The organism is Streptomyces sp. NPDC014882 (assembly GCF_043081325.1).
GTDB lineage: Bacteria > Actinomycetota > Actinomycetes > Streptomycetales > Streptomycetaceae > Streptomyces.
In genome coordinates this window covers 140,062-156,772 of sequence record NZ_JBIBWL010000010.1, presented here as the reverse complement: position 1 = coordinate 156,772, position 16,711 = coordinate 140,062, and the positions used below count along the sequence as shown (strand labels likewise).

The 16,711-nt window shown below is 71.8% G+C and carries 14 protein-coding genes; 10 read left to right on the top strand and 4 right to left on the bottom strand.

Going from position 1 to position 16,711, the window contains the following annotated elements; all coding sequences use genetic code 11:
- Positions 1–2 precede the first annotated feature (2 nt).
- The 4 genes from ACF09K_RS23045 to ACF09K_RS23030 all read left to right on the top strand — a co-directional run bounded on the left by ACF09K_RS23045 (position 3) and on the right by ACF09K_RS23030 (position 3,158).
- Positions 3–737: a YggS family pyridoxal phosphate-dependent enzyme gene (locus tag ACF09K_RS23045; RefSeq protein ID WP_392246242.1), complete on the top strand. Its 735-nt coding sequence runs from the start codon at positions 3–5 to the stop codon at positions 735–737.
- Between the two features lie 128 nt (positions 738–865).
- The gene (sepF, locus tag ACF09K_RS23040; RefSeq protein ID WP_363087233.1) at positions 866–1,507 is read left to right on the top strand and encodes a cell division protein SepF; all 642 of its coding nucleotides are present in this window, start codon (positions 866–868) and stop codon (positions 1,505–1,507) included.
- A gap of 62 nt (positions 1,508–1,569) precedes the next feature.
- Complete coding sequence (locus tag ACF09K_RS23035) at positions 1,570–1,854, top strand: YggT family protein (protein ID WP_392246241.1); 285 nt, start codon at positions 1,570–1,572, stop codon at positions 1,852–1,854.
- Positions 1,855–1,907: 53 nt separating this feature from the next.
- Positions 1,908–3,158 (top strand): DivIVA domain-containing protein, encoded by a 1,251-nt coding sequence (locus ACF09K_RS23030; protein ID WP_392246239.1) that lies wholly within the window; start codon positions 1,908–1,910, stop codon positions 3,156–3,158.
- Between the two features lie 223 nt (positions 3,159–3,381).
- Here the strand turns inward: ACF09K_RS23030 and ileS are convergent, their stop codons facing one another.
- Positions 3,382–6,522 (bottom strand): isoleucine--tRNA ligase, encoded by a 3,141-nt coding sequence (ileS, locus tag ACF09K_RS23025; protein ID WP_392246237.1) that lies wholly within the window; start codon positions 6,520–6,522, stop codon positions 3,382–3,384.
- A 590-nt stretch (positions 6,523–7,112) separates the two neighbouring features.
- Here ileS and ACF09K_RS23020 point away from each other — a divergent pair.
- The 5 genes from ACF09K_RS23020 to ACF09K_RS23000 all read left to right on the top strand — a co-directional run bounded on the left by ACF09K_RS23020 (position 7,113) and on the right by ACF09K_RS23000 (position 12,031).
- Complete coding sequence (locus tag ACF09K_RS23020) at positions 7,113–8,144, top strand: TraR/DksA family transcriptional regulator (protein WP_392246235.1); 1,032 nt, start codon at positions 7,113–7,115, stop codon at positions 8,142–8,144.
- A 67-nt stretch (positions 8,145–8,211) separates the two neighbouring features.
- On the top strand, positions 8,212–8,853 hold the full coding sequence (lspA, locus tag ACF09K_RS23015; RefSeq protein ID WP_392246233.1) for a signal peptidase II: 642 nt from the start codon (positions 8,212–8,214) through the stop codon (positions 8,851–8,853).
- A 43-nt stretch (positions 8,854–8,896) separates the two neighbouring features.
- Positions 8,897–9,841, top strand: a complete 945-nt coding sequence (locus tag ACF09K_RS23010) for an RluA family pseudouridine synthase (RefSeq protein WP_392246231.1) — start codon at positions 8,897–8,899, stop codon at positions 9,839–9,841.
- Positions 9,838–10,317: a GNAT family N-acetyltransferase gene (locus ACF09K_RS23005; RefSeq protein WP_392246229.1), complete on the top strand. Its 480-nt coding sequence runs from the start codon at positions 9,838–9,840 to the stop codon at positions 10,315–10,317. Before ACF09K_RS23010 ends, ACF09K_RS23005 begins: the two co-directional genes overlap by 4 nt.
- Before the next feature lie 127 nt (positions 10,318–10,444).
- The gene (locus ACF09K_RS23000) at positions 10,445–12,031 is read left to right on the top strand and encodes a Na+/H+ antiporter (RefSeq protein ID WP_392246437.1); all 1,587 of its coding nucleotides are present in this window, start codon (positions 10,445–10,447) and stop codon (positions 12,029–12,031) included.
- Positions 12,032–12,210: 179 nt separating this feature from the next.
- On the opposite strand, the gene ACF09K_RS22995 is transcribed toward ACF09K_RS23000, so the two are convergent.
- Complete coding sequence (locus ACF09K_RS22995; RefSeq protein WP_392246227.1) at positions 12,211–13,350, bottom strand: mechanosensitive ion channel family protein; 1,140 nt, start codon at positions 13,348–13,350, stop codon at positions 12,211–12,213.
- A 133-nt stretch (positions 13,351–13,483) separates the two neighbouring features.
- On the opposite strand from ACF09K_RS22995, the gene ACF09K_RS22990 reads away from it, so the two are divergent.
- Positions 13,484–14,053, top strand: coding sequence for a dienelactone hydrolase family protein (locus ACF09K_RS22990; protein WP_392246225.1), 570 nt, complete (start codon positions 13,484–13,486; stop codon positions 14,051–14,053).
- Between the two features lie 21 nt (positions 14,054–14,074).
- Here the strand turns inward: ACF09K_RS22990 and ACF09K_RS22985 are convergent, their stop codons facing one another.
- Both ACF09K_RS22985 and ACF09K_RS22980 read right to left on the bottom strand, forming a co-directional pair.
- Positions 14,075–15,757: an alkaline phosphatase D family protein gene (locus ACF09K_RS22985; RefSeq protein WP_392246223.1), complete on the bottom strand. Its 1,683-nt coding sequence runs from the start codon at positions 15,755–15,757 to the stop codon at positions 14,075–14,077.
- Positions 15,758–15,862: 105 nt separating this feature from the next.
- Positions 15,863–16,675: a thioredoxin domain-containing protein gene (locus tag ACF09K_RS22980; RefSeq protein ID WP_392246221.1), complete on the bottom strand. Its 813-nt coding sequence runs from the start codon at positions 16,673–16,675 to the stop codon at positions 15,863–15,865.
- Between the last annotated feature and the right edge of the window lie 36 nt (positions 16,676–16,711).

Sequence of the window (16,711 nt, the reverse complement as noted above, 5' to 3'; positions counted from 1 at the left end):
GCATGACGGACCGCAAGGAAGAACTCGCCGGGAATCTGGCGGAGGTGGAGCAGCGCATCACGGCCGCGTGCGCCGCGGCCGGGCGCGCGCGGGATGAGGTGACCCTGATCGTGGTCACCAAGACCTACCCGGCGAGCGACGTGCGGGCACTGTCGGAACTCGGTGTGCGGCACGTCGCCGAGAACCGTGACCAGGACGCGGCGCCCAAGGCCGCCGCCTGCTCGGATCTGCCCCTTTCCTGGCACTTCGTGGGGCAGTTGCAGACCAACAAGGTGCGATCCGTGGTCGGTTACGCGGATGTCGTGCAGTCCGTGGACCGCTCCCGCCTGGTCACGGCCCTGTCGAAGGAGGCGGAGCGCGCCGGGCGCGAGGTCGGCTGCCTCATCCAGGTCGCTCTCGACGCGGGCGAGCCCTCGGCGGGAGGGGGCGCGCGCGGGGAGCGGGGCGGTGTCGCGCCCGGCGGGATCGCGGAGTTGGCCGACCTCGTGGCGGACGCTCCGGGCCTCCGGCTCGACGGGCTGATGACGGTCGCACCTCTGACCGGGGAGTACGCCGGACGTCAACGGGAGGCGTTCGACCGGCTGATGGATTTGTCGACCGACCTGCGCCGGACCCATCCTGCTGCGAACATGGTCTCGGCAGGGATGAGCGCGGACCTCGAACAGGCCGTGGCGGCCGGGGCGACACATGTACGCGTCGGCACCGCGGTACTCGGAGTCCGCCCCAGGCTCGGGTAACGTCGCCAGGAAGTCGGACCACAGTAGAAAATATGGTCATTACCGCCGGAAAGGCGACATAAGGGCCACGTGGATCGCGGGACTTGGCAGTCGTCAGCGGATCCACCACAGAGCGGAGGACTCAGAGAATGGCCGGCGCGATGCGCAAGATGGCGGTCTACCTCGGCCTCGTGGAGGACGATGGGTACGACGGCCGGGGTTTCGACCCCGACGACGACTTCGAACCCGAGCTCGACCCTGAGCCCGAGCGTGACCACCGACGGCACGAGCCGTCACACCAGTCACATGGAGCACATCAGTCCCAAAGGGACGAAGAGGTGCGAATCACCCAACCGCCCGTGCCGCGCGAGCCGGTGGCCAGATCCGTTTCGCCAGGCGCGGAATCCGGGCGGCCGGCGCGGATCGCGCCCGTGGCATCCATCACACAAGAACGTCAGTCCCTGGAGAAGAACGCACCGGTGATCATGCCCAAGGTCGTGTCCGAACGAGAGCCGTACCGGATCACCACGCTCCACCCCCGGACCTACAACGAGGCCCGTACCATCGGGGAACACTTCCGTGAGGGCACCCCGGTGATCATGAATCTGACCGAGATGGATGACACAGACGCGAAGCGACTTGTCGACTTTGCGGCCGGTTTGGTGTTTGGTCTTCACGGCAGCATCGAGCGGGTGACGCAGAAGGTGTTCCTGTTGTCGCCTGCTAACGTCGATGTCACGGCGGAGGACAAGGCCCGCATCGCAGAGGGCGGGTTCTTCAACCAGAGCTGAGACGCAAGACCGGAAACAGCAGTACAGAGAAGCGCGGAACAGGGGAGAGGGAAGCACCGAACATGAGCGTGGTCCTGGATGTCGTCTACATCGCGCTGATGGTCTTCCTCATCGTGCTCATCTTCCGGCTGGTCATGGACTACGTCTTCCAGTTCGCCCGCTCATGGCAGCCCGGCAAGGCGATGGTGGTCGTTCTGGAGGCCACCTACACTGTCACCGATCCACCGCTCAAGCTTCTGCGGCGGGTGATCCCTCCGTTGCGTCTCGGGGGCGTGGCGCTCGACCTGTCCTTCTTCGTACTGATGATCATCGTCTACGTCCTGATCTCGATCGTGAGCCAGGTGTGAGCGATGTGAACTACCGTCTTGCCGAATGCCGACGACTACGTTGAGGTGAAGAGATGCCGTTGACCCCCGAGGACGTGCGGAACAAGCAGTTCACGACCGTCCGCCTCCGAGAAGGCTATGACGAGGACGAGGTCGATGCCTTCCTCGACGAGGTCGAAGCCGAACTGACCCGCCTGCTGCGGGAGAACGAGGACCTGCGCGCCAAGCTGGCCGCTGCCACGCGTGCTGCTGCCCAGAACCAGCAGAACATGCGCAAGCCGCCGGAGCAGCAGGACCAGCAGCAGCAGGGGATGCCCCCGCAGCAGCAGGGTATGCCCCAGCAGGGTATGCCCCAGCAAGGGATGCCGCAGCAGGGTATGCCGCAGGGTATGCGCGGCGGTCCGGTGCCCGCCGGCATATCGGGCCCGCCGCAGCAGCAGATGGGTGGCCCCATGGGTGGCCCGCCCCAGCTGCCGAGCGGTGCCCCGCAGCTTCCCGCCGGCCCCGGCGGTGGTCAGGGCGGTCCGCAGGGTCCCGGTCAGATGGGTCAGGGCCAGATGGGCCCCGGTCCGATGGGTCAGGGGCAGATGGGCCAGGGGCAGATGGGTCCCGGTCCGATGGGTCAGGGCCCCATGGGTCAGGGCCCGATGGGTCAGGGCCCCATGGGTGGCCACCCCATGCAGCAGCAGATGGGCGGCCCCATGGGCGGCCCCGGTCAGGGCCCCGGTGGCGACAGCGCCGCCCGTGTCCTCTCGCTGGCCCAGCAGACCGCCGACCAGGCGATCGCCGAGGCCCGCTCCGAAGCCAACAAGATCGTCGGTGAGGCGCGTTCGCGTGCCGAGGGTCTCGAGCGCGACGCCCGTGCCAAGGCCGACGCCCTGGAGCGGGACGCGCAGGAGAAGCACCGCGTCGCGATGGGCTCCCTGGAGTCCGCCCGCGCCACGCTGGAGCGCAAGGTCGAGGACCTGCGCGGCTTCGAGCGCGAGTACCGCACGCGCCTGAAGTCGTACCTCGAGTCCCAGCTCCGTCAGCTGGAGACCCAGGCCGACGACTCCCTCGCCCCGCCGCGCACCCCGGCCGCGGCCTCCCTGCCGCCGTCCCCGTCGCCCTCGATGGCTCCGGCCGGCGCGAGCGCCCCGTCCTACGGCGGCGGCAACCCGGGCATGGGCGGACCGGGCCAGACCGGCCCGTCCTACGGCGGTCAGCAGCAGATGTCCCCGGCGATGACCCAGCCGATGGCGCCGGTGCGTCCGCAGGGCCCCTCCCCGATGGGGCAGGCGCCCTCGCCGATGCGCGGTTTCCTCATCGACGAGGACGACAACTGACGGGCGCCACCACGCCTCAGGCGTCGGCAGCGTAGAAGGGCGGGGCCCCGGATTCTCTCCGGGGCCCCGCCCTTTTTACGCGTGTTGCGGGGCCGGTCCCCGCGGGCCGCGTGCGGACCGCACGCGGCCCGCGGGGAGGCGGGCGGCAGACGCCGGCGGCGACGCCGGGCGTGCGGAAGGGCCCGGCCCCCAGGGGGACCGGGCCCTTGCGGGCGCCGGGGCGTTACGCCTTGCGCAGGCGGAACGTCAGGGTCAGGCCCTCGTCCGTGAACGGGGCGCCGTAGGCGTCGTCCGCCTCGCCCCGCGCGAAGTCGGTGGCGAGGACCTCGTCGGCGATCAGGGCCGCGTGGCCGGTCAGCGCCTCGGCGGTTCCCGGGTCGGTCGCGGTCCAGCGGAGCGCGATGCGGTCGGCGACGTCGAGGCCGCTGTTCTTGCGGGCCTCCTGGATCAGGCGGATCGCGTCCCGGGCCAGGCCGGCGCGGCGCAGCTCCTCGGTGATCTCCAGGTCGAGGGCGACGGTCGCGCCCGAGTCGGACGCCACCGACCACCCCTCGCGCGGGGTCTCCGTGATGATCACCTCGTCCGGGGCGAGGGTGACCGTCTCGCCGTCGACCTCCACCGACGCCGTGCCCTCGCGCAGGGCGAGGGAGAGCGCGGCCGCGTCGGCGTTCGCCACGGCCTTGGCCACGTCCTGGACGCGCTTGCCGAACCGCTTGCCCAGGGCGCGGAAGTTGGCCTTGGCGGTCGTGTCGACGAGGCTGCCGCCGACCTCGGCGAGCGACGCGAGGGACTCGACGTTCAGCTCCTCCGTGATCTGCGCGTGCAGCTCGGGGGAGAGCGCGTCGAAGCCGGAGGCCGCGATGAGCGCCCGGCGCAGCGGCTGGCGCGTCTTCACGCCCGACTCGGCGCGGGTGGCACGGCCCAGCTCGACCAGGCGGCGCACCAGGGCCATCTGCCGCGACAGCTCCGGGTCGATCGCGGAGAGGTCCGCCTCCGGCCAGGACGCCAGGTGCACCGACTCGGGGGCGTCGGCGGAGACCGGCACGACCAGGTCCTGCCAGACCCGCTCGGTGATGAACGGGGTCAGCGGGGCCATCAGCTTCGTGACCGTCTCGACGACCTCGTGCAGGGTGCGCAGCGCGGCCTTGTCGCCCTGCCAGAAACGGCGGCGGGAGCGGCGCACGTACCAGTTGGACAGGTCGTCGACGAACGCCGAGAGGAGCTTGCCGGCGCGCTGGGTGTCGTAGGCCTCCAGCGCCTGGGTCACCTGGTCGGTGAGCGCGTGGAGTTCGGACAGCAGCCAGCGGTCGAGGACGGTGCGGTCGGCGGGGGCCGGGTCGGCGCCGGACGGGGCCCAGCCGGAGGTGCGGGCGTACAGGGCCTGGAAGGCGACCGTGTTCCAGTAGGTGAGGAGGGTCTTGCGCACCACTTCCTGGATGGTGCCGTGGCCGACGCGGCGGGCCGCCCAGGGGGAGCCGCCGGCCGCCATGAACCAGCGCACCGCGTCGGCGCCGTGCTGGTCCATCAGCGGGATCGGCTGGAGGATGTTGCCCAGGTGCTTGGACATCTTGCGGCCGTCCTCGGCGAGGATGTGGCCGAGGCAGACGACGTTCTCGTAGGAGGACTTGTCGAAGACCAGGGTGCCGACCGCCATCAGCGTGTAGAACCAGCCGCGGGTCTGGTCGATGGCCTCGCTGATGAACTGCGCGGGGTAGCGGGACTCGAAGAGTTCCTTGTTCTTGTACGGGTAGCCCCACTGCGCGAACGGCATCGAACCCGAGTCGTACCAGGCGTCGATGACCTCGGGCACGCGCGTGGCCGTCTGCGCGCACTCGGGGCAGTCGAAGGTGACCGCGTCGATGTAGGGGCGGTGCGGGTCCAGTCCGGACTGGTCGGTCCCGGTCAGCTCGGTCAGCTCCGCGCGCGAGCCGACGACGGTGAGGTGGCCGTCCGCGCAGCGCCAGATCGGCAGCGGGGTGCCCCAGTAGCGGCTGCGGGAGAGCGCCCAGTCGATGTTGTTGTTCAGCCAGTCGCCGAAGCGGCCGTGCTTGACGGTGTCCGGGAACCAGTTCGTCTTCTCGTTCTCCGCCAGGAGGCGGTCCTTGACGGCCGTGGTGCGGATGTACCAGGACGGCTGCGCGTAGTAGAGCAGCGCGGTGTGGCAGCGCCAGCAGTGCGGGTAGCTGTGCTCGTACGGCAGGTGCTTGAAGAGGAGGCCGCGCTGCTGGAGGTCCTCGGTGAGCTTTTCGTCCGCCTTCTTGAAGAAGACGCCGCCGACCAGCGGGACGTCCTCCTCGAAGGTGCCGTCCGGGCGGACGGGGTTGACGACGGGCAGGCCGTAGGAGCGGCAGACCTTGAGGTCGTCCTCGCCGAAGGCGGGGGACTGGTGGACCAGACCCGTGCCGTCCTCGGTGGTGACGTACTCGGCGTTCACCACGTACTGGGCGGGCTCGGGGAACTCCACCAGTTCGAACGGCCGCTGGTAGGTCCAGCGCTCCATCTCGGCGCCGGTGAAGGTCTGCCCGGTGCTCTCCCAGCCCTCGCCGAGGGCCTTGGCGAGCAGCGGCTCGGCGACGACGAGCTTCTCCGTGCCGTCCGTGGCGACGACGTAGGTGACCTCGGGGTGCGCGGCGACCGCGGTGTTGGAGACCAGCGTCCAGGGCGTGGTCGTCCAGATCAGCAGCGCGGCCTCGCCGGCGAGCGGACCGGAGGTGAGCGGGAAGCGGACGTACACGGACGGGTCGACGATCGTCTCGTAGCCCTGCGCCAGCTCGTGGTCCGACAGGCCCGTCTCGTCGCGCGGGCACCAGGGGGCCACGCGGTAGTCCTGCACCAGCAGGCCCTTGTCGAAGATCTCCTTGAGCGACCACCACACGGACTCGATGTACTCGGGGTCCATGGTCCGGTACGCGTCGTCCAGGTCGACCCAGTAGCCCATGCGGTGGGTCAGCTCGGTGAACGCGTCGGTGTGCCGGGTCACGGAGGCGCGGCACTTGTCGTTGAACTCCGCGATGCCGTACGCCTCGATGTCCTGCTTGCCGGTGAAGCCGAGCTCCTTCTCCACCGCCAGCTCCACCGGGAGGCCGTGGCAGTCCCAGCCGGCCTTGCGGCCCACGTGGTAGCCGCGCATGGTGCGGAACCGGGGGAAGACGTCCTTGAAGACGCGCGCCTCGATGTGGTGGGCCCCCGGCATGCCGTTGGCGGTGGGCGGGCCCTCGTAGAACACCCATTCGGGGCGGCCCTCGGACTGCTCCAGGGTCTTGGCGAAGATCTTCTGCTCGCGCCAGAAATCGAGCACGGCGTGCTCGAGGGCGGGCAGGTCGACCTGGGCGGGTACCTGTCGGTACTGCGGCTGCGTGTTCAACGAGCTTCCTCCGGCGGATGTGCTGCCTTCCGTCGGAGGGACGAGAGCCTTGTCCACGCCGTGTGCGGCGCGCTCCCGCGGTACCACCCTCCTTGGCCCTCCGGTGCGCCGTACGCTCCGGGGAGCCCCCTCATTGGGGTCGCGATGCCGGTTCTACTCGCCGCCGTCGGGCTGCGGCTTTCTTCCGGCGGCTCCGGGGTGATCTTCACGTCGCGCTCGCCCCCGGGCTTCCACCGTCCCCGGGTCGCTCTGGGCTGCGTACGCCGCTACTCGTCCCCATCCACGCTTCTCGCTCCGCCCAGTGTACGGCGCCGCGCGGACGGCGGCGGACCGGTTTTCCGGCTTCGCGGGCGGCGGTCCGGGGGCGGTCCGGGATGACCCGAACGGCGAGGCGCGCGGATTCCGGCTCCCGGACCGCCGGCCGGCCGGAATACCTGGCGGGGAGCTGGGCACAACGGATGCAGGCCTGCCGCGCGACGTGCGCGAGGCGGCGAATCGGGCGGTGTGCCCCGTTGCCGCGGGACTCGAGTCGATTTATCGTCCCAGCACGATTCGCGTGCAAGATCACAATATGTGAAGGGGCCGCGGCCATGGTGGCGAAGAAGACCGCCGTACAGCAGTCGGCGTCCGGCAGTTCCACCGGCGCCCCCGGCGGTGCGGCCGAGGACGCCGGTGCGAAGAGGGGCACGCGGGGCAGTGGTACGGCGGGGGCCGCGAAGCCGGCGAGGCGGGCCGGGAGGACGGTGTCCGGGAAGGCGGTGGCCGGGAAGGCGGCGAAGGCGGCGCCCGAGGAGGCGGTGCCCCGGAAGAGGACCGCGGCCTCGGAGAAGGCCGCCGAGGAGGCGCCCGCCGGGAGGGCTCCCGTCGAGGAGGAGGCGGTCGGGAAGAAGGCCGCCGGGAGGAAGGCCGCTTCGAAGGGGGCGGCCGCGGGCAGGAAGACGGCCGGGGCCCGGCAGGGGGCGGTCCGCGCGTCGGAGGCCGGTCCGCGGGACACGGTCGACGAGGTGGACGCCGGTACGGAAGGGACCGGCGGCGGGGGCGGTGCGGCCGGGAAGGGGACCGCCCGCAGGAGTGCTCCCGGCGGGAGCACGGCCAAGGACGAGAAGGTGGGCGCGGCCACGGCCGCGGAACAGACGGGAGCCACGACGGTGGTTGCGAAGAAGACTGACACGGCCCCGGCGGCGCAGACCGCTGTTCCCAAGGCGCGCTTCGCCGCGGCGGAGCCCGGCGAACTGGCGGTACGCCCCGGTGAGGACCCCTGGACCCCCGAGGAGGCCGGGGAGGCCCGCGCCGAACTGGACTCCGAGCGGGACCGGCTGCGCGCCGAGCTGGCCTCCTCGGAGGCGGCCCTGGTCGGGCTGATGCGGGACTCGGGGGACGGCGCGGGCGACGACCAGGCGGACACCGGGACGAAGAACATCACGCGCGAGCACGAGCTGGCGCTGGCGGCCAACGCGCGCGAGATGCTGATCCAGACCGAGCACGCCCTGGAGCGGCTGGACGCGGGCACCTACGGCCTGTGCGAGAACTGCGGCGATCCCATCGGCAAGGCCCGCATGCAGGCCTTCCCGCGGGCCACGCTGTGCGTCGAGTGCAAGCAGAAGCAGGAGCGGCGGTACTGATCACCCGGCCCTCGCGAGGCGTGCCGTACCCTCGTCCTCAGTCAGGTACCTAGGTCGAGGGACTCACGTGGCAGAGGCGGAGCGCATCATCGGTACGCCGGACACTCCAGAGGCGGCGGGAGCCGGGCCGGAGCCGTCCGACGGGGACACCGGGCAGCCGGCGTCGGGCGAGTCGCCCGGTGCGGACGGGGCCGCGGCGCCCGCCGCCGGGCAGCGGCCCCGCGGCAGGCGCCGGATCGCCGTGCTGTTCACGGTCGCCGCGTTCGCCTACGCCCTCGACCTGATCAGCAAGATGATCGTGGTGGCGAAGCTGGAGCACCACCAGCCGATCGAGATCGTCGGCGACTGGCTGCGGTTCGAGGCGATCCGCAACGCGGGCGCCGCCTTCGGCTTCGGCGAGGCCTTCACCGTGATCTTCACGGTGATCGCGGCGGCGGTGATCGTGGTCATCGCCCGGCTCGCCCGCAAGCTCCACAGCCTGCCCTGGGCGATCGCGCTCGGCCTGCTGCTCGGCGGCGCGCTCGGCAACCTCACCGACCGGATCTTCCGGGCGCCGGGCGTCTTCGAGGGCGCGGTGGTCGACTTCATCGCGCCGAAGCACTTCGCCGTCTTCAACCTGGCCGACTCGGCGATCGTCTGCGGCGGCATCCTGATCGTCCTGCTGTCCTTCAAGGGCCTCGACCCGGACGGCACCGTCCACAAGGACTGAGCGTGTGTCCGTGGGCGCCGGGCCCGTCCGGCATACTCGACGGGTGAGCACGATTCCCGAGATCCGCACCCTGCCCGTGCCCGACGGCCTGGAGGGCGAGCGCGTCGACGCCGTCATCTCCCGCATGTTCGGCTTCTCCCGTACCAAGGCCGCCGAACTCGCGGCCGCGGGGAAGGTCACGGTCGACGGGTCGGTGGTCGGGAAGTCCGAGCGGGTGCACGGCGGGGCCTGGCTCGAGGTCGAGATGCCGCAGGCGCCCGCCCCGGTGCAGGTGGTCGCCGAGCCCGTCGAGGGCATGGAGATCGTGCACGACGACGAGGACGTGGTCGTGATCGTCAAGCCGGTCGGGGTGGCCGCCCACCCGTCGCCCGGCTGGAGCGGCCCCACCGTCATCGGCGGACTCGCCGCCGCCGGGTACCGCATCTCCACCTCCGGCGCCGCCGAGCGCCAGGGCATCGTGCACCGCCTCGACGTGGGCACCTCCGGCCTGATGGTGGTCGCCAAGTCGGAGCGCGCGTACACCTCGCTGAAGCGCCAGTTCAAGGAGCGCACGGTCGACAAGCGCTACCACACGCTCGTCCAGGGGCACCCGGACCCCACCAGCGGCACCATCGACGCGCCCATCGGCCGGCACCCCCAGCACGACTACAAGTGGGCGGTCACCGCCGAGGGCAAGCCCTCCGTCACGCACTACGACCTGATCGAGGCCTTCCGCTCCGCCTCCCTGCTGGACGTCAAGCTGGAGACCGGCCGCACGCACCAGATCCGCGTCCACATGGCCGCCCACCGCCATCCGTGCGTCGGTGACCTGACCTACGGCGCCGACCCGACGCTCGCCAAGCGGCTGAACCTGACCCGGCAGTGGCTGCACGCGGTCCGGCTGGGCTTCGAGCACCCCGGGGACGGCCGGTGGGCCGAGTTCTCCTGCGTGTACCCGGACGACCTCCAGCAGGCCCTCGACCAGGTCCGCGAGGAGACCTACGGATGAGCGGCACGCGCGCGTACGTGATCCGCGTCGCCGAGGACCCCGCCGACCGTGAGGCCTGCTTCGCGGTCCGCAAGGAGGTCTTCGTCGGCGAGCAGGGCGTTCCCGAGGACATCGAGTACGACGCCCACGACGCCGGCGCGGTGCACGTGCTGGCGGTCCGGGAGGACGGCGTACCGCTCGGGACCGGGCGGCTGCTGTACGGCGCCGGGGCCGCGGCGAAGACCGGCGGGGACCCGGCGGTCGGGTCGCTGGGGCGGCTCGCCGTCACCCGGGAGGCGCGCGGGCTCGGGGTCGGGGCCGCGCTGGTGCGGGCCGTCGAGGACGCGGCACACGCGCGTGGGCTCACGGCCGTGGACCTGCACGCGCAGACCCACGCCCTCGGGTTCTACGAACGGCTGGGGTACCGGGCGTACGGCCCCGAGTTCCCGGACGCGGGGATCCCGCACCGCGCGATGCGGCGGGCGCTCCCGCGCTAGCCGGGCCGGCGGGGCGACGGGGCGCTGGGCCGGCGGGCCGCCGGGGCGCCGAAAGGGCTGGTGGCGGGGGTGACGTGGCAGGCTTGAAGTCCGCCGTGTGACGTCTCAGCCCCCCGGAGCACCGACCGTGGACCAGTTGGCCCTGTTGTTCGTCCTGTTGCTCGGGGCCGTGGTGAGCGTCCCGCTGGGGGACCGGTGGAACCTGCCGGCGCCGGTCCTGATGACCCTGCTCGGGATCGCGCTCGCGGTCGCCGACTTCGTGCCCGACGTGAACGTCCCGCCGGACCTGATCCTCCCGCTGCTGCTGCCGCCCCTGCTCTACGCGGCGGTACGGCGCACCTCCTGGCGGCAGTTCACCGCCAACAAACGGCCGATCTTCCTGCTCGCCGTGGCGCTGGTGTTCGTCACGATGCTGTGCGTGGCCGCCGTCGCCCACGCGATCGTCCCCGGACTGCCGATCGCCGCCGCCGTGGCCCTCGGGGCGCTCGTCGCGCCGCCGGACCCGGTGGCCGCCACCGCCGTGGCGGGACAGCTCGGGCTGCCGCGCCGGCTGGTGTCCATCCTGGAGGGCGAGGGGCTGTTCAACGACGTCACCGCCATCGTGCTCTACCACGTGGCCATCGCCGCCGTCGTCAGCGGGACCTTCTCGCCCTGGAAGGCCGGTCTCGACTTCGTGCTGTCCGCCGTCGTCGCGGTCGCGGTCGGGCTGGCGCTCGGCTGGGGCGCGAACCGGCTCCTGGACCTGCTCGGGGACGCGACCCTGCAGATCGGGCTCACCCTGCTGGTGCCGTACGCCTCCTACGTGCTCGCGGAGGAGTTCCACGGGTCCGGGGTCCTCGCCGTGCTCACCTCCGCGCTGTTCCTCGCCGAGTACGCCACCGATCCCGACGACGTGATGACCCGCCTGGCCGGGCACACTTTCTGGGACATCATCGACACCCTGGTCACCGGGGTGGCGTTCGGGCTGGTCGGCCTGGAACTGCACATGGCGATCCGGACGGCGTCCGGACGGTGGGGGGAGATGCTCGGGTGGGCCGCGGCGGTGACGGCCGTCGTGATCCTCGTCCGGCTGCTGTGGCTGCTGCCGGCGACCTGGCTCGCCCAGCGGATGCACGCCCGGCGGGACCACGACGAGGACATCCCGACGAGCTGGCGGGAGACCGTCGTGATGTGGTGGTCGGGGATGCGCGGGGTCGCCTCGGTGGCGCTGGCGCTCGCGATCCCGCTGAAGACCGACGAGGGGTCCGCCTTCCCGGACCGGGACGAGATCGTGTTCGTCGCCTTCGGCGTCATCATGGTGACGCTCGTCCTCCAGGGACTGACCCTGCCGTGGCTGGTCAAGCGGCTGGGGGTGCAGGCCGACACCGGCCGCGAGAAGGAGTTCGAGAAGGAACTGGCCGTGCGGGCGGCCAAGGCGGCGAAGCGCAGGCTGCGGGAGATCGAGGCCGAGGAGGACCTGCCGGAGGAGCTCTCCGAGCAGATGAGCCGGCGCGCCCTCGACATCGGGCTGCGGATCAGCCCGGACCTCGGCGAGGACGAGCGGCGGGAGGGGCACGAGCACCGCGTGCGCCGGCTGAAGCGGGTGCGGCGGATCCAGGGCGAGATGCTGAGCGCGGCCCGGCACGAGGTGGTCGCGGCGCGCAGCGAGCCCGGGGCCGACCCCGAGATCGTGGACCGGGTGCTGCGCCACCTCGACGTGCGCAGTCTGCGCTGATGCCGCGCCGGCGGGCGTCGGGCGTGTCGGGCCCGGCCGCGCGCGGGTGCCGCCGCGCGGGCGCCGCCGCCCGTGGACGGCGGCCTCGTGCGGCCGGACGCGGTGCCGCGGTGCCGTGGGACGCCGGCCGGGCGCACGAGGCGGCCCGGCCGGTGTCGGCGGTTCAGCGGCTCACCGGTTCAGCGGTCCGCCCGCGGCGACTCGTGGGCCCGGCGCTGGGGCCCTATGCCGTGGGACACCCGCCCGTTGGAGCCGTTGGAGCCGTTGGAGCCGTTGGAGCGGTGCGAGCGCACGATCGCGTCGGCGGTGTTGACGCGCGGCAGCGCGTACGGGTGCTCCTCGGACAGCCAGCGGATCATCTGCTCGCGGACGGTCACGCGGACCGTCCAGACGTCGTCGGCGTCCTTCGCGGTCACCAGGGCCCTGACCTCCATGGTGTTGGGGGTGGTGTCCGTCACGGTCAGGTTGTAGGCGCGACCGTCCCAGGCCGGGCACTCGCGCAGGACGTCGCGGAGCTTCTCCCGCATCGCGTCCAGCGGCGCCGAGTGGTCGAGGTGCCAGTAGACGGTGCCGGTCATCTGCGGGGTGCCGCGCGACCAGTTCTCGAACGGCTTCGACGTGAAGTACGAGACGGGCATGGTGATCCGGCGCTCGTCCCAGGTCCGCACGGTGAGGAAGGTCAGCGTGATCTCCTCGACCGTGCCCCATTCGCCGTCCACCACCACGGTGTCGCCCATCCGCACCATGTCGCCGAAGGCGATCTGGAAGCCGGCGAACATGTTGCTCAGCGTCGACTGGGCGGCGACACCGGCGACGATGCCGATGATGCCCGCGGAGGCCAGCAGCGAGGCGCCGGCCGCGCGGAACGCCGGGAACGTCAGCAGCATCGCCGCCACCGCGACCACCCCGACCACCGCGGAGACGACCCGCATGATCAGCGACACCTGGGTGCGCACCCGCCGTACCCGGGCCGCGTCCTGGTGCACGCGTGCGTAGCGGCGGTACGAGGTCTCGACGACCGCGGCGGCGATCCGGATCGCCAGCCACGCGGTCGACCCGATCAGCACGAGGGTGAGCGTCTGGCCGATGCCGACGCGGTGGCCCTCCAGCACCTCCGCCTTGTCGAACGATCCTCTCAGCAGGGCGGCGCACAGCACGAGCTGGTACGGGATGCGGCCGCGGCGCAGCAGCCCCCACAGGGGCGTCTCGGAATGCCGTCGGTCGGCCTTGGACAACAGTCGGTCGGTGGCCCAGCCGATGAACAACGTCAGCACGACCGAACCGCCGACCACGATCAGTGGGCGGAGCAGGTTCTCCATGCCTTCGAACGTAACCGGCCCGGCGGGGTCGTGAACATGAGCATCGTGTGAAGAGGCCCACCCGCGGCCCGCACACGCCGTGCCGGGGGCCGCCCCGTGGGGTGTTGTCGGTGCCGGCTGGCACCATGGCCCCATGAACATCATGCTCTTCCATTCGGCCTTCGGACTGCGTCCCGCGGTGCGCGCGGCGGCGGACCGGCTGCGCGCCGCCGGCCACGAGGTGTGGACCCCGGACCTCTTCGACGGGCGCACCTTCGACACGGTCGAGGAGGGCATGGCCCACAACGAGGGGATCGGCAAGGACGAGCTGCTGAGGAGAGCCGTCCTGGCCGCCGCGCCCTACTCCGAGCGGGGGCTGGTGTACGCCGGGTTCTCGCTGGGCGCGTCGATCGCGCAGACCCTCGCCCTCGGGGACGAGCGGGCGCGCGGTCTGCTGCTCCTGCACGGCACCTCCGACCTCGCGCCGAACGCCTCGGCGGACGGCCTGCCGGTGCAGCTGCACGTGGCCGAGCCGGACCCGTTCGAGACCGACGACTGGCTGAGCGCCTGGTACCTCCAGATGCGCAGGGCGGGCGCCGACGTGGAGATCTACCGGTACGCCGGGGCCGGCCACCTCTACACCGACCCCGACCTGCCCGACCACGACGCGGAGGCCGCCGAGGCCACCTGGCGGGTGGCGCTCGGCTTCCTCGGCAGCCTGTAGGCGGGACTTCCGAAACACCCCCTACACGGGGTCGTACGTCCGCTCGACCTTCTGGGTGCCGGTGCGGGTGCGGTAGGAGCGGGACCAGGACGAGGTCGCGTCCGCCCTGGTGCGGCTGGACACCACGTAGTAGTCCATCTGCGCGCGGTCGGCGGTGATGTCCAGGACGCCGTAGCCGTGCCGGTCGGTGTCCACCCAGTGGACGTGGCGGTTGGCGGCCCTGATGACCGGCGCGGCGATCGCGGAGACCGTGCCCTCGGGGACCTTCACCAGGTCGTCGAGGTTGTCGGAGGTCACCGAGGTGACCACGAACTCCGTGGCGGCCGAGGCGGACAGCGGGTAGGTCCCGGCGTCCACGGGCACGTCGTTGGCCCACGCCATGTGGATGTCGCCGGTGAGGAAGACGGTGTTGCGGATGGCGTTCGCCCGCAGGTGGGCGAGGAGTTCACGGCGGTCGTCCGTGTAGCCGTCCCACTGGTCGGTGTTGAGGGCGAGGCCCTCCTGCGGCAGGCCGAGCAGCTTGGCGAGCGGCTTGAGCAGGTCCGCGGAGAGGGAGCCGATGGCGAACGGCGAGATCATCACCGAGTTGCCGACCAGCCGCCAGGTGGTGTCGGACGCCTTCAGGCCGGTCTTGAGCCAGTCGAGCTGGGCGCGGCCGGTGAGGGTGCGGTCCGGGTCGTCGACGCCGCCGTTGCCGACGGAGACCTGCTGGGAGCGGAAGGAGCGCAGGTCCAGCAGGGAGAGGTCGGCGAGCTTGCCGAAGCGCAGCCTGCGGTAGGTGGTGCCCGCCAGCGCCGGGCGGACCGGCATCCACTCGAAGTAGGCCTGCTTGGCGGCGGCCTGACGGGCCGCCCAGCCGCCCTCGGCGCCCTCGGTGTGGTTCTCGGCGCCGCCCGACCAGGTGTCGTTGGCGATCTCGTGGTCGTCCCAGATCGCGACGACGGGCGCCTTGGCGTGCAGGGCCTGGAGATCGGGGTCGGTCTTGTACCTGCCGTGCCGGGTGCGGTAGTCGGCGAGGGTGAGGATCTCGTGCGCGGGCGCGTGCTGCCGTACGACGGTGCCGCGGGTGCCGTACTCGCCGGTGCCGTACTCGTAGATGTAGTCGCCGAGGTGCAGCCAGGCGTCGAGGTCGCCGCGGGCGGCGAGGTGGCGGTAGGAGGAGAAGTATCCGGCCTCCCAGTTGGCGCAGGACACCACGCCGAAGCGCAGGCCCGCCACGGACGCGTCCGCCGCCGGTGCGGTGCGGGTGCGCGCCACCGGGGAGTCGGTCCCGCCCGCCGAGAAGCGGAACCAGTAGTCCGTGGCCGGGGCGAGACCGCGGACGTCGGCCTTGACGGTGTGGTCGGAGGCGGCGGTCGCGGTGACGGACCCCTTCGCCACGACGTTCGTCAGCGCCCTGTCCCGGGCGATCACCCACTCGACCTCGGTGTCCGGGCCGAGCCCGGAGCCGGGTGTCGCCTCGGCGGCCGGCGTCACCCGGGTCCACAGCAGGACGCCGTCGGGCAGCGGGTCGCCGGAGGCGACACCGTGCAGGAACGCGGGGGCCTCGTCGGCGGCCCGCGCGGGCAGCGCGGCGGCGAGCGGCCCGGCCAGCACGGCGGTGGCGGCGGCGGCCTTGACGACCGTACGGCGGCGCGGGGTGTGCGCGGCGGGACGGTCCGACGGCGCGTCGGCACTCTCTGTTGATCTGTATCGACTGGTCACGGGGGGTCAGATTACTGACCGGTAAGCCGAAGAGCGGGCGAACTGACAAATGTTCGCCCGCTCTTCGGTTCTCCGTCTCCCGGACCGCCGTCAGGCGGCGGCCGTTCAGGCCTTGAGGGCGGCCTCGAGCGCGGTGGTGAAGTCGGCGACCGTCATCGGGGCGTTCTGACTGCCGGGCGAGGTCAGCGCCTTCCCGTCCATCTTCAGGGTCGGGGTGCCCGACACGCCGCTCTTGTCGAACGTCTCGGACATCTCCAGCGCCCACCTGTCGTACGTGCCGTCCTTCACGGCCTTCTGGAACGCGGCGTTGCCCTTCAGCGCGGAGACGGTGTCGGCCGCCTTGATCAGGTAGCTGTCGTCCTTGAACTTGTCGTCGGACTCCTCGGGGTGCCACTTCGCCGAGTACAGCGCCGTCTTGTACTCGAGGAACGCCTCCGGGCTGACGTCGAGCGCGGCGCCCAGCGCGCTCAGCGCGTTCTTGGAGCCCTCACCGGACAGGCCGTTGTCGAGGAAGGTGGCGCCGACGAACTGGAGCTTGAACTTGCCGGCGTCGTAGTCCGACTTCAGCTTGGGGCCCACGGTCTGCTCGAACTGGGCGCAGACCGGGCAGCGCGGGTCCTCGTACATCACGAGGGTCTTCTCGGCGGTGCTCTTGCCCATCACGACGGTCGTGCCGTTCGTGCCGGTGGTGTTGGCCGGCTTGACCAGCGGCTTGTCCTCGGCCTCCTCCCAGTACGTGGGCTTGTTGTTCTGGACGACCGCGTAACCTATGCCGCCGGCCGCCGCCAGCACCGCGACGACCGAGCAGGCCACGACGACCTGCCGCTTGACCTTGGCCCGCTTGGCCTGGCGTTCGCGCTCGAGGCGCAGTCGCTCGCGGGCCGCCGTCTTCGCCGCCGCGCTGTTGCGCTTGCTCATGGTGATGTTCTCCAGGTGGGACGCGCACGGGGGGCG

Bases quoted from the DNA above. Each gene is read 5' to 3' on its own strand.
- sepF (WP_363087233.1), top strand. From the start codon at position 866: ATGGCCGGCGCGATGCGCAAGATGGCGGTCTACCTCGGCCTCGTGGAG.
- ACF09K_RS22980 (WP_392246221.1), bottom strand. From the start codon at position 16,675: ATGAGCAAGCGCAACAGCGCGGCGGCGAAGACGGCGGCCCGCGAGCGA.
- ACF09K_RS23045 (WP_392246242.1), top strand. From the start codon at position 3: ATGACGGACCGCAAGGAAGAACTCGCCGGGAATCTGGCGGAGGTGGAG.
- ACF09K_RS23020 (WP_392246235.1), top strand. From the start codon at position 7,113: ATGGTGGCGAAGAAGACCGCCGTACAGCAGTCGGCGTCCGGCAGTTCC.
- ACF09K_RS23035 (WP_392246241.1), top strand. From the start codon at position 1,570: ATGAGCGTGGTCCTGGATGTCGTCTACATCGCGCTGATGGTCTTCCTC.
- ACF09K_RS22995 (WP_392246227.1), bottom strand. From the start codon at position 13,350: ATGGAGAACCTGCTCCGCCCACTGATCGTGGTCGGCGGTTCGGTCGTG.
- ACF09K_RS23005 (WP_392246229.1), top strand. From the start codon at position 9,838: ATGAGCGGCACGCGCGCGTACGTGATCCGCGTCGCCGAGGACCCCGCC.
- ACF09K_RS23030 (WP_392246239.1), top strand. From the start codon at position 1,908: ATGCCGTTGACCCCCGAGGACGTGCGGAACAAGCAGTTCACGACCGTC.
- ACF09K_RS22990 (WP_392246225.1), top strand. From the start codon at position 13,484: ATGAACATCATGCTCTTCCATTCGGCCTTCGGACTGCGTCCCGCGGTG.